Raw genomic sequence first — 18,476 nt, 5'->3', positions numbered from 1 at the left:
ACGCAAACTCGCACGCGCACGGCGCCTTTAATGCGAGTCTGCGTCTGCTCGTGGCCGGGTCAGCCGGGTTGGCCGCTACCGCCGGTGGTGCCGGGCTGGCCGGGCGGGGTGCCGGTACCGGCCACGCCGCCGGCGCCACCGGAACCGGCCGCACCGCCTGCGCCGTGCGTCCCGCTGCTACCGCTGGCGCTGGTGCCGCCCGCGCCGCCGGCCGCGCCATTGCCGCCGATCCCCCCGTCGCCGCCGTTGCCGCCGGGCAAGGCGTTGCCGCTCGCGTCCGTGCCGCCGTTGCCGCCGCGGCTGCCCGCACCGCCGGTGCCACCGGCGCCGCCAGTACCCCCATTGCCACCGTTTCCGGAGGCGGCGGTACCACCGCTGCCGCCAACGCCGCCGTTGCCGGCGGCGCCACCGTCGTGGCCGTTACCGCCGGGTTCGTGCGCGGGATTGGTTGCCGGCGCGCCCGTGAATCCGGTTCCGCCGACGCCGCCGTTGCCGCCATTGCCGGCGTTCACGCTGCCTTGGGCATTGCCACCGATCCCGCCGGCCCCACCGTTGCCGCCGACGCCGATGGTGCCGGTGCCGCCCATACCGCCGTCGCCGCCGTTGCCGGCTTGGCTGGGCCCAGCACCGTAGGGGTTGTTGGCGGGCATGGAGACACCGCCGCCGGTGCCGCCAGAACCGCCGTCGCCCGCGGTGCCACCTATTCCACTGCCACCGAGAAGGACTGCGCCCGCGCCTCCGGTTCCTCCGGTGCCGCCGTTGCCACCCGAGGCGGTGCCGCTGCCACCGTTGCCACCTACCCCGCCCGCACCGGCATTGCCGCCGCCGTACGCGGTGCCCCCGGTGCCGCCGCTGCCGCCATTGCCACCAACGCTGATGACGCCCGGCCCGGAGGCGCCGTTGCCGCCGTTGCCGCCGTTGCCGGCAACGGCGCCGGCAGCGCCGTTGCCGGCGAAACTCCCTCCGCCGGGCGAGCCGTTGCCGCCGTTGCCGCCGTGGCTCCAGATGGTGCCGGTTCCGTCATTCCACCCGGTGCTGTTGCCGCCGTTGCCGCCGTCGCCGCCGGCGCCGCCGGTGGCACCGGATCCGCCAGCGGAGAAAATGTCACCGTCACCACCGTTGCCGCCGGCATAGGTACCTGTGCCGCCGTCCCCGCCGCTTCCGCTGGCCCCGCCGACCCCGGTTTGGGTGCTTCCGCCCGAGCCGCCGCCGCCACCGTCACCGCCGATGGTCTTTACGGTGTTGTCGCCGGTAGCCCCATTGCCTCCGGCGCCGCCGTTACCGCCCGCACCACCGACACCGCCTTGGGACGGAGCGCCCGAGCCGCCCCAACCGCCGCTGCCGCCGGTGCCCGCGGCGGCATCTCCGCCGTTGCCGGCGTTTCCGCCGGCGCCGCCGGTGTTGTTGCCGGCGGACTGGCCGCCGTTGCCGCCCCAGCCGCCGGCGCCACCGTTGAGGCCGTTGCCGCCGTGACCGCCAACACCGCCAGCGCCGCCGATGTTGCCGTTGCCGGCGTATCCGCCGTCGCTGCCGGAACCACCGTTGCCCAGGTAGTGGCCGTTGACGTCTTGGTAGGCGTCGCCGCCGTTACCGCCGTCGCTGCCGTCGCCGCCGTTTCCGAGCTGCCCGGCGTGCCCAAACATGGGGCTGGTGTAGATGGAGGATCCGCGTGCACCGGCCGCACCACCGGCGCCGCCGCCCCAGGACCAGGCCCCGTTTCCGCCGTCAACGTGTTCGGCGGTGCCCGTGGCGCCGTCGCCCCCTTTGCCGCCGGCTCCGGCGTTGCCACCATTGCCACCATTGCCGAACATGAAGCCGCTGCGCCCGCCAGTGCCGCCATTGCCGCCGTAACCACCGGCTACGCCGTTGCCGTCGCCGCCGCCTGCGAAAGTGCCTGCGGCGCCGGCCAGCCCGGCTGCCCCATTGCCACCAACCCCGCCGTTGCCGAAGAGCCACCCCGAGGCGTCGCCGCCGGCACCGCCGTTGCCACCGGCGACAGCAGCATCCAGGGCGATCCCGCCGTTGCCGCCGGCACCGCCGTTACCCATCCAGAGGCCACCAGCCCCGCCGTCACCACCGTTGGCTCCCGCGCCACCATCACCGCCGACACCGCCGTCGCCAAGCCAGCCGGCCGCATTGCCGCCAGCGCCACCGGCCACACCGGCTTCGGTGCTGTCCCAGCCGTCGCCGCCGTCACCGAACCACAAGCCACCATGGCCGCCATCGGGATTGGCCTCGGTGCCATCGGCACCGTCACCGATCAGGAACTGCCCGGCCGAGGTGTTGATCCAGCCGTTGACCATTTCCCCGAAGTCACTGTTGATCCAGGCCTCCATCGAGGTGTGGATCGGGTCGTAGAACCACTGATCCAACATGCTGGTCCAGTCGAAGGTTCCCGCGTCGGCCGGTTCGGCAGCCAGCCACGCCGAGGAATCGAAAAGGTCAGCGATCCAGTCGAATTCATCGGCTTGAGCTGCCGGGGCTGAGCTCAGCGGCGCCATTCCAAAGGCCAGGAACGCGCCAACGGTACTGGCGGCACCGACCGCCCGGGAGTGGCGGCGTGCATTGGTGTGATGACTCATGTGCAGGGATACCTCTCTCAAAGAATGGGGGGGTGAAGGGTTTAGGAGTCAGAGTCCGAGCAGGTCGCCCAGCCAACCGAATGCATCAGTCGCTGCAGCACTGCCGTCATCGAGTAGGGGCAGTTCCGCGCCGGCCAACGGTGGGGTCACCACCACCGAACCCTTGCCATCCCAGCCCGAACCCAACAGGGCACCGACGGTCTGACCCCAGGCCTGCCAAGCGGCGATCGGACCGATCCCCGCACTGTTGAGATCGAGGGTCCCCAGCACCGGCAGGCCGCTGAATTCGATACCCACACTTTGGAAGATCGACCCGCCGACCGCGGGCACCGAGGCGGCGACCTCGCCGCCGGGGCCCAGCACCTGGTACGGACCCACCGCGACAGCACCCGGCGACAGCAGGCCGCCGAAGGCGAAATCCAGGTGATCCATGTTCATCCCAGCCGGGAAATAGCCCGACGAGTTGATCATCGGCAGCAGAGCATCCAGGTTCAAAGTGGCGCCGTTGAAGAACGCACCACCCATGTTGACCAGGATGTCGAACGGATTGTCACCGTCGGTGATGCCGTTCAGCAGCGCGATCCAGGGGCTGATGCCCGGGCCGATCATGCCCATCAACACCGCACTGGCCGGCGAGCCCAAGTAGTCGATGATCGGCATGATCGAGTCTTTGTCCACATCCGCGGGGATGTAGCCGGCGACCTGGCCGAACATCAACGCATGCGTACCGTCCATGGTGTGGTTGAGCACGGTGGAGTGCGTCGCGTCGGTTTCGTTCTGCAGCGCCCAGCCGGAGATCACCGCGTTCAGATGCAGCTGAATCTGCTCATTGATCTCGTTGGTCGAACCTGCTGGGTCGTTGGCCAACTGGTCCCAGTAGCTCATCTGGTTGGCCCAGAACTGCTGCATACCCACCCCGGGAGCCAGGTACCAGTTGTTCAACATCGCCGTCACATTCGCCGACGCGGCATTGAGCACGTCATCCCACGCGCTGGTCAGCGCCACCACCGGGGACTGGACATCACGCAGCGCGGGCAACGGCGCAGACACCGGGGTGATAGCGACGAGACTGGCCCCGACCAGTGCCACACCAGCGGTGGCATAGGGGCGAATGGTGGCGTACAAGGGAACTCCTTTGGTCATGTGACGCTCAGCAATCGGAAACCTAGCTGGACAACGCCTTAACGTCACTGACTAAGAGTCGTTATAGCCAAACCTTTACGCGGAGACCGCTTTACGGCGACCCTTTGCTAACGGACTATCGGCAGGTAGAGACTGCCATCCATTGCCGAACAGCGAACCTCCAAGCGGGCGAAAGTATTTGAATTTGACACTACTGGCGAGTAAGCGCTGGAACAGGTTCCTTAGACGACAAGATAGGATTCGCTCAGAAGCGACCGAGGAATCTGCTGCCTTTCGGCAAGGGCCGAGTTGGTTCGCTTGAGGCGCGCCAAGCGATGTATGCCGCACGGTCGACTCCGGGCGTCAGCTGCCGAGAGACCTACTCACGCCGGCCGTTGGAGCCTTCCAGCGGCGCACTAATCCGGCGGCAGCCATCACCCAGGGCGATCAACTGCTGGCGGGTCATCTGATCCAAGTAGTGCTTCCGAATCCCGTTGGCATAGGTCGTGGTCGCCGCCTCGGCTCGCGTGCGACCCTCGCGGGTAATGCTGGCCCGCACGCCCCGTCGGTCGATCGGGCTGGGGTCTCGACGCACCAACCCCTGGGATTCGAGCCGCCGAATCTGCCAGGTCACTCGACTAGGTATCAGCATGAACGCCTCAGCCAAGTCGCTCATCCGAGCCGACCCCTTGTCGGATTTGGCGAGCAGATCCAACACCAGAAAGTCGAAGAGGGCGAGCCCATGCCACTCCTTGAGCAGATCGCTCAACTTATCCAGAAGTCGTGAGGCCTGGAAGAACGCGTGCCAGCAGCCCTTTTCGGCGTCATTGAGTCCCGTCACCTGGCACATCTGCGAATCGGGCACCATCTCCTCGGGCACGGCTGGCGCTCCTAACAGACCCGGCCGTCGGGCGATTTCAGGGCAGCGCTGATTCGTCGGCAGTTCTCCTCGATGGTGACAGCTTGCCGACATGACAACTGGCTCAAGAAATGACGCCGCAAGCCGTATACGTAACTCGCCGTGGCGCCCTCGACCAAGCTGCGGCCATCGTCAGTGATGTGCAGCGTGACCGCGCGCTTACCCGCTGGGCTCACCGAGCGATGGACCAACCCGCGTTCCTCGAGATTCCGAATTCGCTTCGCCAGCTGACTAGCCGTCGGATCGAGGAGGTCGGTAAGTTCGCGCATCCGCGCGTAGCCGGAAGGCGAACTGATCAAGACATCCAGTATCTGTATGTCGACCAGAGTGAGTCGGTGAGTGTCGGTCAAGTGCCGGTCCAGCGTCGGCCACAACCGAATGGCGGCGTCCAGGAAGTTCTGCCACGACTGTCGTTCTGCTATGTCCAGCCCCGGCAAATCACTGGCGGTCCGAGGACGCAGAGGGCGAGGCATTTGCGTGATAGTAGGCGACACGGCCAATGCGGGGATGGCTTTGGTCGGTGCGTCGCAGGGTCCTGCCGACTTCTCCGAACCTGGCGGGGGCCACGCCAGTGATCAAGCAATGAATTCCCAGGTCACCAGCACGGTCATGGCGGTCGCTCTGACGATGTCGCGGTCTCAAATATTTCAAGCGGTAACTACCCGTGGGTAACCAGTTCGCTTCTCTCCCATGCAGAACCACGCCGTCCGAATCCAGTAAACTGTGGAAACCCTGTGAACCACAATGTGACTGGGTGGCACCGGCGCTAGATCGGTCAGCTGGTCACTGGTGAACGACGTCGCCTTCGACGACCGCGACTGCCGCTGAACTCCGGCGTACCGCGCGCACCGGCCGGGCGCCTGCGGACTTGAGAGGCAAGCTGATCCGACGGCACGCATCACCGAGAGCGATCGCCTGCTGGCGCGACATCGGGTTCAAGTAATACCGGCGAATCTCCCTGGCGTAGAACGCAAGTGCTGGCCCCAGCCGGACCCGTCCGTGCAGCGTGATGGTGACGACGACGCGTCGCCGATCGCCCTCACCGGGCGCACGGCGCACCAGACCCTCGGACTCCAGACGGCCGATCTGCTGAGATATCCGGCTGGGCTGCAGTGCAACCGCCTGACCCAACACGCTCAGGGGCGCGGATCCGCCCGGGGATTTGGCGATCAGATCCAGCAGCAGAATGTCGATGAGGCCGAGCTGGATCGCCTCGATCAAACGCTCGTTCAATACCGGGAACAGCGTCGCCGACGACGCCATGAACTGGTGCCAGCAACGCTTCCCAGCGTCGTCGACCCCGGGCAGATAACAGGTGGGCGCCTCCGGAAAGGCTTGGGCATCAAGGCGAACCGGAACGGGCGGACCAGGTCCGACTAGTGCACGCCGCAGTTCGGAAAGCCGAAGGCCCTCGCCGATGCGCCAGCAGTTCTCCGCAACGGTGCTGACCTGGCGAGTCGACAGCGATCCGAGTAGGTGGGTCGAGACAGCCTTCGCGTAACTGATGATCGCCTGGTCGACTCTCGCGCGGCCGGCGTCGGTGAGCAGCGCGACCACCCCGCGTTTGTCCTGCGGATCAGGCTCGCGGCGTACCAGCCCGCGCTCCCCCAGACGGTCGATCCGGTTCGTCATCTGACGCCGCGTCGCGCCCAGCAGGCCGGCCAGATCACCCATCCGAGCAGATCCGTCGGAGGACTTGACCAGCATGTCGAGCACCCGCAAGTCGATCACCGACAGTTGATGCTCAGCGTTGAGCGCCCGGTTCAGGGCTGCGTCGAATCGCAGCACGGCTTCCAAATAGTGTTGCCATGCTTGACGTTCGGCGAGATCCAAGCCGGGTAAATCACTCCCCGTCCGGCGGCGATCGTGGCGCTGCACAGCGTCATGCTAAGCGACACACTTAGGGTTCCTCAGCGTTTTCGGCCGCGTCGGGCCGGTAGTAGCGTGTCCGGCATGCGTGCCATCGTCGTTGAATCCCCCGAAGTCCTCGCATGGCGAGAGGTCCCCGATCTTCAACCCGCCCCGGGCGAGGTGCTGATTCGGGTGGCCGCGGCCGGGGTGAACCGGGCCGATCTGCTGCAGGCCGCGGGCTTGTATCCGCCCCCACCCGGGGCGAGCGACACCCTCGGCCTCGAGGTCTCCGGCGTCATCGCCGCGGTGGGTGACGAAGTGTCGGGTTGGACAACCGGGCAACAGGTTTGCGCGTTGTTGGCCGGGGGGGGCTACGCCGAGTACGTCGCGGTTCCCGCACCCCAGGTGCTGCCGATTCCGGCCGGGGTGGACCTGGCCGATGCCGCCGGCCTACCGGAGGTGGCGTGCACCGTCTGGTCGAACCTGGTGCTGACGGCGGGGTTGTCCGAGGGCCAGCTGCTGCTGGTGCACGGCGGAGCGAGCGGCGTGGGCAGCCATGCCATTCAGGTGGCGCGCCAACTGGGCGCCTGGGTGGCCGTAACCGCCGGATCAGCCGCCAAATTGGAGTTCTGCCGTGAACTGGGTGCCGAGATCACCGTCAACTATCGCGACGAGGACTTCGTGGAGCGGGTCCGCGAGGCCGGCGGCGCCGACGTGATCCTGGACATCATGGGGGCGGCCTACCTGGACCGCAACGTCGATGCGCTGGCCAACGACGGACGGCTGGTGGTCATCGGGATGCAGGGCGGAGTCAAGGGCGAGCTGAACCTGGGCAAGCTGATCTCCAAACGCGCCCGGGTGATCGGGACCGCCTTGCGCGGTCGGCCGGTGGAGGGGCCGCACAGCAAGGGCGCGGTTGTTGCCGCGGTGACCACCGAGCTCTGGCCCATGCTCGGCGACGGCCGGGTCAAGCCGGTGATCGGCGCGCGGTTGCCTATCGAACAGGCCGCCGAAGCGCATCGGCTGCTGTCCTCGGGTGAGGTGACGGGAAAGGTTGTGCTGACCGTCTAGGTGCCTGCCGAGGGTGCACAGATTGCCGGTTTTTGCGGTGTGTCGGCGTGCAAACACGCACGCTCGCCCCGGGGGGCTCGACGTAGCATCATTGTCGATACCGATTGTCTACGGATTCCCAGGAGGCACTTGTAATGATTACTCAAGCCAGCTCGGCCACAACGGATTCGGGTGCGCTATGAGTATGCCGCGGGAACGGGTCGGCCTGAGTGACTACCTCCTGAGTGTTCCGGCGCCGCCGCTACCGATCCTCGCCGATCCGTACAGTGTCCGTTTCGCTGACCAGCCCGGCGACGCCGAGATGATCTCGGAATGGATGAACCGGCCGCATCTGGCCGAAACCTGGGGCTACGCCTATCCACCCGACGAATGGCGTCGTCACCTGCAAACCCAGTTCGACGGTGCCTACTCACGCCCGTACATCTGGCTCCTCCACGGCGAGCCCCTCGGATATATGGAGCTGTTCCGGGTGGCAAAAGACGACCTGGCAACGGTGTATGACGCCCTTCCCTACGATGTGGGCTTGCACGGAGCCATGGCCGACGCCGCCGCGGTCGAGAAGGGCCACGGCAAGAACATCTTTGGCCCCTTGGTGTCCAGCATCTTCGCGGCCGAACCGGAATGCCGACGGATCATCGGAGACACCAATGCCGGTGCGGGCTCGTACGGTCGCCGGTTCTGGGAGCGCCGCGGCGGGGTCTTCCTCGGCGAGCACTACATGGCCAAGTGGGATCAGAACATTGCCCTGTACGCCTGGCTGCGGACCCCGGAAGATATGCCGGGCTATCGCAAAGCGTAGGCGGAGCGGCGCAGAGGGGCGGTGACAGAACAGCTGTCGCCGCCCTTTTTGTTGGCGTGAGTTCGCTTGGCCCGCAACGTACGAATCCCCGGACCCGACACCGAAGTGTCGGACCGGGGATTCGTACGTCTACGCCCTGCCCAGGCTTCTGGCTACGGTGCGCCCGTGCCGCCGGCGCCACCGGCACCGCCCTGACCGATGGTGCCGCCGTTGGCCTTGCCGCCGTTGACACCGGCAGAACCCGACGAACCAGCGACACCGTCGCCGTTGGTACCGCCCGCACCACCCTTGCCACCGCTACCGCCGCTGCCGGCCCAGTTGGACTTGCTGGGCTTGGAGGCGCCGTTGACGCCGTTACCGCCCTTACCGCCCATCCCACCGGCACCGCCGTCAGCATTGGTGCCGTCGGTGTTGGCCCCGCCTTGGCCGCCGGTGCCACCCTGGCCACCGGTACCGCCGCTGCCTCCGGTACCGCCACCACCGGTGCCCTGACCGACGATGCCGTTGTAGCCGGCACCACCGGCGCCACCATTGCCGCCGACGCCTGCCTTACCGCCGACACCGCCCTGACCGCCCTGGCCGCCGCCGCCGTGTGCACCGGCCTGTCCGTCGCCCAGCGCAACACCACCGGCGCCGCCCTGACCGGCCGCGCCGCCGATACCGCCGTCGCCGCCCTGACCGCCGACGCCACCGGTACCACCGGTACGCCCGGGCAGACCCAGGGCGCCGGCACCGCCGGCACCACCGGTGCCGCCGTTACCACCGGTACCGCCGCCGCCGCCAACCCCGCCGTTGCCACCGAGGCCGCCCGCACCACCGTCACCGGTGACGGTGCCGCCGGCACCACCGACTCCACCGACGCCGCCCTTGCCACCGGCAAACCCGGTGGCACCCTTGGCGCCGTCGCCGCCGGAGCCGCCGGCCATCGAGTTACCGTTCGGGTCCTTGGGCTGGTTACCCGTGCCGCCGTTTGCGCCAACCGAGGTGTTGTTGCCGGCGATCCCACCGTTACCGGCGTTACCACCGGCGCCACCGGTGCCGTGCTGGCCGGCCGCACCACCGTTACCGCCATTACCGCCTGCGGCACCGGCGCCGTTGGCGGCGTTGGTACCGGAGGTTCCAGCGGCACCGTTGCCGCCGACACCGCCGGCACCGCCGTTGCCGTACTCGGCGGTGGAGTTACCGCCGGTACCGCCGTTGCCACCGACCTGCGCCAGGCCGCTGCCCAGCGTCGTGCCATTGCCGCCGTTACCGCCGGTGCCACCGGCGCCGACCGCGCCGTGGTTACCCGCGGCGCCGCTGTCGGCTTGGGTCACCCCGTCGCCACCGAGACCGCCGGCACCGGCCGCGCCGCCGGCTCCGTAGGTGCTGCTGCTGTTGCCGCCCTTACCGCCATTGCCGGCTGCGGCATTCGTTCCGCCACCCGCGCCGTCGCCACCGCGGCCGCCGACACCGGCGTTGCCGCCCTTGCCGCCGTTACCGCCATGGCCGCCCGAGCCGTCCGCACCGCTGTTGCCATCGGTCGCCGCACCGCCGGCACCACCTTGGCCACCGGCACCGCCGGCACCGCCCGCCCCGGCCGCGCCGGTGGCGTCACCACCGACCCCACCGTTGCCTCCGGTTCCGGCCGTGGCGTTGGTTCCCGCGGTGCCGTTGGCGGCGTTGCCGCCGACACCACCGTCACCACCGATACCACCGTGGCCACCGGCGCCGCCGTCACCGGAGATGGAGCCACCGGCACCGCCGACACCACCGTTGCCACCGGCCGTACCGGCCGTGCCGTCGGTGCCGTTGATGCCGCTGGTGCCTCCGGCCACACCGTTGGATCCAGCGCCGCCGTCACCGCCCTCGCCGCCGTGTCCAATCGTGCCTGCCGCACCGCCGGTACCGCCGTTACCGCCGGCCTGGCCGAGCGCGGCGTTACCGCCGTGGCCACCGTCACCGCCGTTGCCACCGAGCACCAGGCCGTCCTGGCCGTCGGCAGCAGCCGTGCCGTTGCCGCCGATGCCGCCGGTGCCACCTTGGCCCGCCGTTCCAGCGGTGCCGCCCTGGCCACCGTTGCCACCGGATCCAGCAATCGTGTCGCTGCCACCGCCGGCACCAGCGCCACCGTTACCACCGTTGGCTCCGTCGCCGGTGTTACCTCCGGCGCCGCCCTTGCCGCCGGCACCGGCAGCGCCGGTGTTGCCGTTGGTGGCCGAACCACCGGCTCCACCACTACCGCCGTTACCACCGGCTCCACCGTCACCGTTGGTGCTGGTGGCGTCGCCACCGTTGCCGCCGTTGGCGCCGCTGCCGGCCGTCGCATTGGTTCCGGTCGCACCGTTGTCGCCGGCACCGCCGTGGCCACCGACACCACCGGCGCCACCGGTACCACCGACACCACCGTTGCCGGCCTCAGCACCACCGGCACCACCCTCGCCGCCGCTACCGCCGTGGCCACCGGCCGAGCCGGCCGTGCCGTCGCCGTTCGAGTCGGTGAGGCCGTCGACACCGGCCGAGCCGACGCCGCCGTTACCGCCGGCGCCACCGGTGCCGATCACACCGGCACTACCGCCCTTACCGCCGGATCCACCGTCCTGAGCCGAACCGTCGCCCAGGGTCTGGCCGGCACCACCGTTACCGCCGGCGCCACCGTCACCGCCGGAGCCGTTGGTGCCGTCCTGGCCGTCGCCAGCCTGAGCGCCACCCTTACCGACGCCGCCGGCGCCACCCGCGCCGCCGAGGCCACGGTTACCGCCGTCACCGCCGACGCCACCGTTGCCGGCTGCGGCTTCGATACCGCCGCTGCCACCGTTGCCGCCCGCACCACCGTTACCGGCGTTGCCGGCGTTGCCGCCCGCGCCACCCACGCCGCCGGCGCCATTGGCGGTCTCGCCGCCCTGGCCACCGGCACCGCCGGAGCCCGCGTTACCGCCCAGGCCGCCGTTACCGCCAGTGTCGCCGGCCAAGCCGATGACACCGTCGCCACCGTTGCCGCCACTACCGCCGGTGCCGCCCGCGCCGCCTGCACCTGCAGCACCCGAGGTGGTGCCTCCGGCGCCACCGTTACCGCCGTGGCCACCGGTGCCACCATCGCCACCGAGAGTGCCGTTGCCGTCGATGTCGGTGCCGCCAGCCAAGCCGCTACCGCCATGGCCACCAGCACCGCCGGCGCCACCGGTACCGATCGCACCCGCCGCACCACCGTTGCCGCCGTAGCCACCGGCCTGGCCGGTCACACCGTCGGCGAGCATTGCGCCGTTGCCGCCGGCGCCACCGACACCACCGTTGCCGCCGCCGGCGACCACGCCGCCCGCACCGTCGGACCGGTAGGTGACACCGTCACCGTTCAGGCCGCCCTTACCGGCCGAACCACCCGTACCGCGGTCACCACCGGCGCCGCCGTTACCACCGTGCCCAGCAGTGTCGTCGGCGCCACCGCCGGCACCGTTACCACCGCGGCCACCGTCACCGGCCTGGCCGGAGGCGCCGCCGTTACCGCCGATACCACCGCTGCCGTTGAGCCCGGCGGTGCCGTTGGTGGCGCTACCGCCCTGACCGCCGCTGCCGCCCTGACCGCCGTTACCGCCCTGGCCGCCGTTACCGCCATCGGTGCCATCGCCGCCGTTGCCGCCGCTGCCCGCGGCGGCGTCGGCGCCCGCGAGACCTTGCACGCCCGCGCCGCCGGCACCACCGTTGCCGCCGGCACCGCCGACACCACCCTGGCCGCCGTTGCCGGAGATCGAGCCGCCCTTACCGCCGTTGCCCGCGCTACCACCGGCCGCACCGTTACCACCGGTTCCGCCGTTGGCCAGAGCAGTCGAGCCGGTCGCGCCCGCGGCGCCGGCACCGCCGTTACCGCCGGCACCGCCGTTACCCACGGGTCCGGCATTGCCACCGTCACCGCCCGCCCCACCAAGCTGCGCGGTGCCATCAGCGAGCAGCACGCCGGTACCGCCCTTGCCGCCTGCCCCGCCGTTGCCGCCGATAGCCGAGGCACCCGCATTGCCACTGGCCGCCTGGGTGGTGTGCCCGGCATTCCAGCCGCCCGTACCCGCCGTGCCCGCCGTGCCGCGGACGCCGCCGTTGCCACCGTCACCGCCGGAGCCGGCCACCGCACCACTGCCGCCACCGGCACCGTCGGCACCGCGACCACCGTTACCGGCGTTACCGGCATTACCGGCGTTCCCACCGGCGCCACCGGATCCGTCCGCACCGGCACTGCCGTGGCTGGAAGTACCGCCGGCGCCCCCGGTACCACCGGCGCCACCGTTACCACCGACACCACCGTTGCCGCCGTCGGTTCCGTCCGCGCCGGAGCCACCGCTGCCCGGGGTTATCACGGTGCCACTGACGCCGTTGGCGCCGTGGCCGGCGTTACCGCCGCCGCCACCTACGCCACCTTGGCCGCCGGCACCGCCGTTGCCGTCATTCGTTCCGCCGGCACCACCGACACCGCCCGCACCGCCGACGCCGCCGTGGGTGCCGTTGGTGCCGTTGCCGTCGCTCAGCGTGACGCCGTCTTCACCAGCCGCACCAGCACCACCGTTGCCGCCGGCACCACCGGTGCCCACCGAAGCCGCGTTACCGCCGTGCCCACCGGCACCGCCGCCCTGGCCCGTGTCACTGCCACTGATCAGACCCGAGCCGATGCCACCGTTGCCGCCGGCACCACCGTCGCTGCCGATACCGGACACGCCACCGCTGCCGTCCGCACCGTCGCCATTCGTGCCGGTGCCGCCGGCACCGGCCGTGCCCGCAGCGGCGCCGTCGGCGCCATCGCCACCCGCGCCGCCCGCGCCCGCGTTGGCCGCGCCGCCGCCACCGAGGCCCTTACCACCGGACCCGGCCGTGCCGGCGTTGCCACCGTCGCCGGCGTTACCGCCGACACCACCGGTGCCGGCGACAGCGTCACCGCCCTGGCCGCCGACACCACCCTGGCCACCAGCACCGGCGTTCCCACCGTTACCGCCCGCGGTGTCGGCCACTGTTGCGTCCGCGCCCGCGCCGCCGGCGCCACCGTTGCCGCCCTTACCGGCGTTGCCACCGGCGCCACCGTTGCCTGACGTGGCGCCACCGCTACCACCGGTGCCGCCGTTGCCACCGATGCCACCGACCGCACCCGCAGTGCCGTTGCCGTCGCCGCCGGTGATGCCGTCCACGGTCGCACCCACACCACCGGCACCGCCGGCACCGCCGTTGCCGGTCGTGGCCGCGTTACCGCCGGCGCCACCATGACCGCCGCCCTGGCCGACACCGCCGCTCAGACCCACGCCGGCGCCGCCCTGGCCACCGACGCCGCCGTCGCTGGCAATGCCGTCGGGGCGAGTGGAGCCATCCGCGCCGTTGGTGGTGCCGGTGCCGCCCAGGCCCACCTGGCCTGCTAGACCACCGTCGGCGCCGTTACCGCCGTGACCGCCGTTCCCGGCGTTCGCCGCACCGCCGCCGCCCAGGCCGGCGCCGCCGTTGCCCGCGACGCCGCCATTGCCGCCGATGCCGGCATTGCCGCCGGCGCCACCAGTGCCGTTGGTGGCCGTGCCGCCCAGGCCGCCATTACCGCCGCCGCCACCGGCCCCAGCGTTGCCGCCGTTGCCACCGTCCGTGTCGGCCACGGTGGCGTCCGCGCCCGCACCGCCGGCACCACCCTGGCCACCGACGCCGCCGAAGCCACCCGCACCGCCGTTACCCGAGGTGCTGCCGCCGGCACCACCCTGGCCACCGTCACCGCCGACTCCACCGACTGCACCGTCGGTGCCGTTCCCGTCGTTGCCGGTGCTGCCGTCTACCGTCGCGCCGGCTCCGCCGGTGCCACCCATTCCGCCGTTGCCGACTGCGGCGGCGTTACCACCCTGGCCGCCGTTGCCGCCGCCCTGACCGGTGTTGGTCCCGCTGATCAGGCCGTATCCGTCGCCTCCGCGACCGCCATCTGCACCGTCGGCCGCTACGCCGTCAGCGCCCACGGCGCCGTCCGCGCCCGCGTCGACCCCGGCGCCACCCACGCCGGCCTGACCGCCTGCGCCGCCGAGCGCGCCGTCACCGCCGTTGCCGCCGGCACCGGCGTTCGCACCGCCACCGCCGCCGCTGCCCTGACCACCGACGGCCGCGGTTCCCGCGTTGCCGCCGGTACCACCGGCGCCACCCTGGCCACCGGTGCCTTCGGCCGAGGTACCACCGGCACCACCGGTGCCGCCCGCGGCACCGGCACCGGCGCTACCACCGTTGCCGCCCGCCAGGTCCAACAGGTAGCCGTCGTCGGCTGCGCCACCGTTTCCACCGTTACCACCGGTGCCGCCGTTACCACCGGCACCACCGTTTCCGGAGCCCACGCCCGCGGCGCCGCCCGCACCACCGTTGCCACCTACGGCACCGGTACCACCCGTGGTCCCGTCGATGACCACCGTCGTTCCGTTGATGCCCGACGCGCCGTTTCCGCCGTCGCCGCCGACACCACCGTCGCCGCCGATACCGGCCGTACCACCGGTACCGCCGTTGCCGCCGGCCTGCGGCACATTTCCACCGAGCAGTTCACCGTCGCCACCGCGGCCGCCGGTACCACCGTGGCCGCCGCCGCCTTCGGCACCATTGGCACCCTGGTCCGCCTGGACACTGTTGTCCGCGTTCCAGCCGCCGGCACCACCGGCGCCGGCCTCGCCGCGGTTGCCTCCGGTACCGCCTTGTGCACCGGAGCCGGCCGTGGCGTTGTTGCCGCCACCCGCGCCGTCACCGCCGCGACCGCCGTTGCCGGCATTACCGGCCGCGCCACCGACACCACCCTGGCCGCCGTCGCCGTCCGTACCGGCGTTGCCCGCTGTCGCAGTGCCGCCGGCACCGCCCTGACCGCCGACACCACCGGCGCCACCATTGCCGCTGTCGCCGCCGCCGATACCAACCGTGCCGTCGCCGCCGCTGCCGGCCGTCGCATCGACACCGTCCTGGCCGTCGAGGCCGTGGCCACCGGCACCGCCGGTGCCACCGACGCCGCCCGCACCACCGGCGCCACCGTTGCCCGCGGTGCTACCGCCGGCACCACCGATGCCGCCCGCACCACCGGCGCCACCGACGACGCCGTCCGTGCCGTCACCGCTGATGTTCGTGTGTCCGGCCGTGCCGGTCGCGCCCTTACCGCCGACGCCGCCGTTACCGCCGTCACCGACCGCCCCGGCGTCGCCACCGTTGCCGCCCTGTCCACCGGTCTGCACGGTGCCGTCGCCCAGCAGCTCGCCGGCACCACCGTTACCGCCGTTGCCGCCGTTGCCGCCGGTGCCGTCTGCGCCCGTCGCGCCGGAGGCCGCGTGGTTAGCGCCACCGCTTGAGCCACCGGCACCACCGGCGCCACCGCTACCGATGGCACCACCGGCGCCACCCTTACCGCCGTTACCGGCCGCTGCCCCGGTACCGCCGCCGGCACCGTCACCGCCGTTACCACCGACACCGGTCGCGCCCGCGGCGCCGCCGTCACCGCCGATACCACCGACACCGTGCGCACCCGCGGTGCCGTGTGTGGAAGTACCGCCCGCGCCGCCGTCACCGCCGACGCCACCGACGCCACCGTTGCCGGCGGTGCTGTTCGCGTCGCCACCGTCGCCACCGTTGTCACCGCTACCGGCGGCCGCATTCAGACCCGCGGTGCCGTCATTGCCGGCGCCACCGACACCACCGGTGCCGCCGCGGCCACCGGCGCCACCGGCGCCACCGTTGCCGGCGTCGGAACCAGCGGCACCACCGGCGCCACCGACACCACCGGCGCCACCGGCCAGACCCGTGGTGCCATCACCGTTGGCATCGGTGTGCCCGGCCACGCCGACCGCACCGTCACCACCGGCGCCACCGGCGCCACCGTTGCCCAGCGAGCCAGCGTCACCACCACGACCACCGGCACCACCGGCACCACCGGCGATGACGGCGTCGGCGCCGTCACCACCCTGGCCACCGTTACCACCACCGGTCGCCGCCGCACCCGCAGCACCCGCCGTGCCACCAGGTGCCGCCGCACCACCGGCACCGGCCACACCCGCGTCACCACCACGGCCACCGGCACCACCATCGATGTGAGCGCCATCGCCGTCGGCGCCGGCGCCACCGTTACCACCGACACCGGCGTTACCACCGTCACCAGCAGTGCCACCAACACCGGCGACACCCGCCGACCCCAGCAGACCACCGGAACCAGCAGCACCACCACGACCGGCCGCACCACCGTTACCACCGTTGCCACCGTCACCGGCAGCGCCGCCGTCGGCGCCCGGAGCAGTGGCGTTGATGCCGTCGCCGCCATCGCCACCATTACCACCGTCGGCACCAGCACCGCCGGCACCACCCTTACCGCCGGAACCGATCAGCCACGAACCACGACCACCAGCACCACCATTACCGCCCGCGCCACCATTAGCACCGGCAAGGCCATTCAGCCCAGCACCAACAGTCGCCCCCGCAGCACCCACCGCGCCATCGCCACCAAGACCACCGTTACCGCCCGAACCGAACGCCAAACCAAGGCCATCACCACCGACACCACCAACACCACCAGCACCACCAGCGATACCAGCACCACCAGCGCCGCCATCACCACCAAGACCCATCCACCAGCCGCCAGCACCACCGGCGCCACCATCGCCACCATCAATACCCGCACCACCGGCGCCACCATCGCCGAACATCCCCGCCGAACCACCCACACCACCGGTGCCATCAGCAGCGGTACCACCGGCACCACCATCACCGAACCACAAACCACCAGCACCACCAGCAGCCTGCGCCAGCGTCCCACCATCAATACCGTCAGCACCATTGCCGATCAGAATCTGACCGAAACCAAAAATATTGACGAAATCATTGACCGCAGAACCAAACGAACTGTTGATCCACGCCTGACCCAAGTCATGCCACGGGTCATAGAACAACGACCCAAACCAATCATCAGCAGCCGCCGACCCCGGCACACCCGCCAACGACGCATCAAACGACAAACCAACATTGCTCAGCAACGGCTCCCACGAAGCCTGATCAAACAACGTCTCCCACGACGACGCCTGACTCAAATCACCAAGAGCCCCAGCCAGATCCGCACCAACCAGATCAACAACCCAATCCAGCTCATCAGCATGCGCAACAGGCGCCGAAGACAACGGCGACAACCCAAACGCCAAAAACGCCCCAACCGCACTACCGGCAGCTGCCACTCGGCCACTCCGGCGGCGAACGGCGCCAGTGAAACCACGACGCTCTGCGCGGTGCTGCTTTCCAGTCATGTGGGACTCCCTATTCTGCTGCGAACCCATGTCGGTGATGTCTTCTCGGATCAAGTTTTTGAGTGTTTTACGGTGCTGATGTCTCAGCACCGCTGGGGGAACTTCGGGTGCTTGTTCTGGCGGTGCCGTTCGGCATTTCGGCCCCGCCGCCGGTCGGTTGTCGTGGCATCATGGGCGAACCCATTGGCGACGGCGTTGCCGTCAAAGGACTTCCAGGAGGAACCTGTAGTGATTACCGAAACCGACTCAACAACAACGGGTTCCGGTGCGCCATGAGCTCGCTGATGGCACGACAACTGGCTAACGTGACCGACGAGGTCCGTGCGGTTCCGGCCCCGCCGTTGCCGATATTCCCCGCCCCGTACAGCGTTCGCTTCGCAGACCCGGACGGCGACGCCGAGATGATCTCCGAGTGGATGAACCGGCCGCACCTGGTCGAGACGTGGCACTACGACTACCCGGCCGATCAGTGGCGTCAACACTTGGGCATCCAATTCGAGGGCAACTACTCCCGGCCGTACGTGTTCAGCATTGACGGCCGTCCGATGGGCTACATGGAGCTGTTCCGGGCCGCCCAAGACGACATCGCGACCATCTACGACGCCGATCCCTACGACATCGGATTGCACGCAGCCATCGCCGAACTCGACATGGTCGAGCACGGGCACGGGGCCATCATGTTCCGCGGATTCGTGGAAAGCGTGTTCGAGATCGAACCGCAGTGCCGACGAGTCCTCGGGGACACCTTCGCCGGCGAAAGCTCGTACGGGCGCCGATTCTGGGAGCGACGTGGTGGGGCGTTCCTTGGCGAACACTACGTGGAGAAGTGGAACCAGCGCGTCGCGCTGTTCGCCTGGCCGCGAACGCCCGAGGACATTCCGGCCTACAGCGAAGACGCCTAG

General features: G+C 70.3%; 10 protein-coding genes. 3 read left to right on the top strand and 7 right to left on the bottom strand.

Annotated elements, in window-relative coordinates; genetic code table 11:
* Positions 1-59: 59 nt before the first annotated feature.
* The 5 genes from ACJH71_RS04020 to ACJH71_RS04000 all read right to left on the bottom strand — a co-directional run bounded on the left by ACJH71_RS04020 (position 60) and on the right by ACJH71_RS04000 (position 6,411).
* Entirely contained in the window at positions 60-2,582 is a 2,523-nt protein-coding gene (locus ACJH71_RS04020; RefSeq protein ID WP_406756754.1) for a PGRS repeat-containing protein, read from the bottom strand.
* A gap of 48 nt (positions 2,583-2,630) precedes the next feature.
* Entirely contained in the window at positions 2,631-3,725 is a 1,095-nt protein-coding gene (gene gjpA, locus ACJH71_RS04015; protein ID WP_406756753.1) for an outer membrane porin GjpA, read from the bottom strand.
* A 358-nt stretch (positions 3,726-4,083) separates the two neighbouring features.
* The gene (locus tag ACJH71_RS04010) at positions 4,084-4,584 is read right to left on the bottom strand and encodes a MarR family winged helix-turn-helix transcriptional regulator (protein WP_406756752.1); all 501 of its coding nucleotides are present in this window, start codon (positions 4,582-4,584) and stop codon (positions 4,084-4,086) included.
* 11 nt (positions 4,585-4,595) lie between these two features.
* Positions 4,596-5,096, bottom strand: a complete 501-nt coding sequence (locus ACJH71_RS04005; protein ID WP_406756751.1) for a MarR family winged helix-turn-helix transcriptional regulator — start codon at positions 5,094-5,096, stop codon at positions 4,596-4,598.
* Between the two features lie 310 nt (positions 5,097-5,406).
* Positions 5,407-6,411 (bottom strand): MarR family winged helix-turn-helix transcriptional regulator, encoded by a 1,005-nt coding sequence (locus tag ACJH71_RS04000; RefSeq protein ID WP_406756750.1) that lies wholly within the window; start codon positions 6,409-6,411, stop codon positions 5,407-5,409.
* 165 nt (positions 6,412-6,576) lie between these two features.
* On the opposite strand from ACJH71_RS04000, the gene ACJH71_RS03995 reads away from it, so the two are divergent.
* On the top strand, positions 6,577-7,545 hold the full coding sequence (locus tag ACJH71_RS03995; protein ID WP_406756749.1) for an NAD(P)H-quinone oxidoreductase: 969 nt from the start codon (positions 6,577-6,579) through the stop codon (positions 7,543-7,545).
* Positions 7,546-7,729: 184 nt separating this feature from the next.
* Positions 7,730-8,344 carry a GNAT family N-acetyltransferase gene (locus tag ACJH71_RS03990; protein WP_406756748.1) on the top strand — a complete coding sequence of 205 codons (615 nt, stop codon included), beginning with the start codon at positions 7,730-7,732 and terminating at the stop codon, positions 8,342-8,344.
* Positions 8,345-8,496: 152 nt separating this feature from the next.
* Here ACJH71_RS03990 and ACJH71_RS03985 read toward each other — a convergent pair whose 3' ends face one another.
* Together ACJH71_RS03985 and ACJH71_RS03980 are read right to left on the bottom strand one after the other, a co-directional pair.
* A complete protein-coding gene (locus tag ACJH71_RS03985) occupies positions 8,497-16,815 on the bottom strand; it encodes a PE family protein (RefSeq protein WP_406756930.1) in 8,319 nt (2,772 codons plus the stop codon).
* A complete protein-coding gene (locus ACJH71_RS03980; protein WP_406756747.1) occupies positions 16,731-17,114 on the bottom strand; it encodes a hypothetical protein in 384 nt (127 codons plus the stop codon). Before ACJH71_RS03980 ends, ACJH71_RS03985 begins: the two co-directional genes overlap by 85 nt.
* Positions 17,115-17,858: 744 nt before the next feature.
* Here ACJH71_RS03980 and ACJH71_RS03975 point away from each other — a divergent pair.
* Positions 17,859-18,476, top strand: a complete 618-nt coding sequence (locus ACJH71_RS03975; RefSeq protein ID WP_406756746.1) for a GNAT family N-acetyltransferase — start codon at positions 17,859-17,861, stop codon at positions 18,474-18,476.

The sequence above is a fragment of the Mycobacterium sp. SMC-15 genome (assembly GCF_045310925.1).
GTDB lineage: Bacteria > Actinomycetota > Actinomycetes > Mycobacteriales > Mycobacteriaceae > Mycobacterium.
The sequence above is the reverse complement of the archived record's forward strand: the minus strand, read 5'-3'. Positions and strand labels throughout refer to the sequence as shown.

What these genes read in the sequence shown, in the direction of transcription:
- ACJH71_RS03980 (WP_406756747.1), bottom strand. Translation starts at nt 17,114, where the DNA reads ATGGTGCTGACGGTATTGATGGTGGGACGCTGGCGCAGGCTGCTGGTG.
- ACJH71_RS04005 (WP_406756751.1), bottom strand. Translation starts at nt 5,096, where the DNA reads ATGCCTCGCCCTCTGCGTCCTCGGACCGCCAGTGATTTGCCGGGGCTG.
- ACJH71_RS04020 (WP_406756754.1), bottom strand. Translation starts at nt 2,582, where the DNA reads ATGAGTCATCACACCAATGCACGCCGCCACTCCCGGGCGGTCGGTGCC.
- gjpA (WP_406756753.1), bottom strand. Translation starts at nt 3,725, where the DNA reads ATGACCAAAGGAGTTCCCTTGTACGCCACCATTCGCCCCTATGCCACC.
- ACJH71_RS03990 (WP_406756748.1), top strand. Translation starts at nt 7,730, where the DNA reads ATGCCGCGGGAACGGGTCGGCCTGAGTGACTACCTCCTGAGTGTTCCG.
- ACJH71_RS03995 (WP_406756749.1), top strand. Translation starts at nt 6,577, where the DNA reads ATGCGTGCCATCGTCGTTGAATCCCCCGAAGTCCTCGCATGGCGAGAG.
- ACJH71_RS03975 (WP_406756746.1), top strand. Translation starts at nt 17,859, where the DNA reads ATGGCACGACAACTGGCTAACGTGACCGACGAGGTCCGTGCGGTTCCG.